The organism is Actinomadura sp. SCN-SB (genome assembly GCF_043906805.1).
Classification (GTDB): domain Bacteria; phylum Actinomycetota; class Actinomycetes; order Streptosporangiales; family Streptosporangiaceae; genus Spirillospora.
The window spans coordinates 1-1437 of the sequence record NZ_JBIMPP010000161.1; the positions used below are offsets into that span (position 1 = coordinate 1).

Annotated in this window: 2 protein-coding genes; one reads left to right on the forward strand and one right to left on the reverse strand. The window is 69.4% G+C overall.

The window, feature by feature from the left end; all coding sequences use genetic code 11:
• Window positions 1-67: 67 nt before the first annotated feature.
• The gene (locus ACGWYJ_RS38845) at window positions 68-637 is read right to left on the reverse strand and encodes a dienelactone hydrolase family protein (RefSeq protein ID WP_395111701.1); all 570 of its coding nucleotides are present in this window, start codon (window positions 635-637) and stop codon (window positions 68-70) included.
• A gap of 346 nt (window positions 638-983) precedes the next feature.
• Here ACGWYJ_RS38845 and ACGWYJ_RS38850 point away from each other — a divergent pair, with 346 nt between their 5' ends.
• Window positions 984-1130: a hypothetical protein gene (locus ACGWYJ_RS38850; RefSeq protein ID WP_395111702.1), complete on the forward strand. Its 147-nt coding sequence runs from the start codon at window positions 984-986 to the stop codon at window positions 1128-1130.
• The last annotated feature ends 307 nt before the right edge of the window (window positions 1131-1437 follow it).

Consider the following 1437-nt stretch of genomic DNA (forward strand, 5'->3'; position numbering starts at 1 on the left):
AGGAATCACTCGTCTAGCAGGTGGGCGCGCGCTCCAGCATCGTTAACAACGCTGAAGGTCAATACAGCTAGAAGTCGGCGAGGAAGTCCATGGCGATCGCCCAGGCGCGTTCGGCGGCTTCCGGGTCGTAGTCGGGCAGGTCGGGGTCGGTGAAGAGATGGCCGGCGCCCCGGTACCGGAACACCTCGACGTCAGCACCGGCCCGGCGCATGCGCAGGTACCAGGCGTTCTGCCAATCGACCGGCTCCCAGGTGTCGGGATCGGCCACGTGCAACTGCACCGGGATCTCCGTGGCAGCGTCATCCGGCAGGTCGGACGTTCCATGCATGAGGAGCAGGCCACGGGCCTTGGTGTCGGCAAGCGCGAGGTTCTGGGCCAGCGCGCCGCCCAGCGACAGGCCCGCGTAGACCAAGCCGTCATCCGTATACGGCGCGGCGGCGGCCACGGCACGGCGAAGCAGCTCTTCCTGCCCGATCTCGTCCTTGATCTCGATCCCGGCCTCGGGCTCGTCGACCACCCGCCCGTCGTAAAGGTCCGGTGTGTGCACCTCGTGCCCCGCCGACCGCAGCATCTCGGCCGCGTCGAGAACGGCAGGCCGCAACCCGTACATCGAATGGAAGAGCAGAATCCGTGCCATCCCTCCAGCCTATGGGCGCTCGTCTCCCTTGTGCCCCTTGTGCACCAGCGCTTCACGAAATCACGTGCCTGGGCACGCCGGCGCCGTGCTCGCCCGAACGGTGGACGGCGCGCAGCAGCCGGGCCGCCTCCGGGCCGGTGATGATCGGCTCGGGGGACTAGGGGGCGCCACCGGGCGCGCCAGGTCGGCGGCGATGCCTCATCGCCTCGACGGCCGGGCACAGCACGCAGTAGGCCCAGCCCTCGGGGCCGCGTTACTCCGGTAAGTACGCGCTGATGCTCGGCCTGGTTTCGGCAGGGGCGCCTGGGCGACGCCCGCAGCCGCGGCGCGAGTGTTCATGGCGGGCATGGGGCTGTTCACCCTGTCCAGCTTCGTGGCGGGACTCGCCCCCGCCATGGCGTCGCTGATCACCGCCCGGCTGGTGCAGGGCGCGGCGGGCGGGATCATCAACGGCCGCCTTGGTGGCGGTGGTGTCCGCCTGGCCTGCTCATGATGAACGAGAGGCGGGGCAGTAGAGCCGGTGCGTAAGGGAACCTGCCTGACAAAGGGCCAGCCGACAACCCGATCGTGCCCGCATAGGGGCATGTCGGGCGGCGATGGCCGGTGAAGCAACTCATACCCCGGGGCGGGAATCAGCGGGCCCTAGGATCGGTTGACGCGACTGCCAAGCCACGTCGGGCCCAGGGGCACTGGACGCACCGGGCGGCGAGTGAGGTCGTCGGGACACCGAAGGCGAGCACAGGGAGAGGCGCAGAACAGTGAGCGACGTTCGGGACGTCATCGTGATCGGGTCGGGGCCT

What these genes read in the sequence shown, in the direction of transcription:
- ACGWYJ_RS38850 (WP_395111702.1), top strand. Translation starts at nt 984, where the DNA reads ATGGGGCTGTTCACCCTGTCCAGCTTCGTGGCGGGACTCGCCCCCGCC.
- ACGWYJ_RS38845 (WP_395111701.1), bottom strand. Translation starts at nt 637, where the DNA reads ATGGCACGGATTCTGCTCTTCCATTCGATGTACGGGTTGCGGCCTGCC.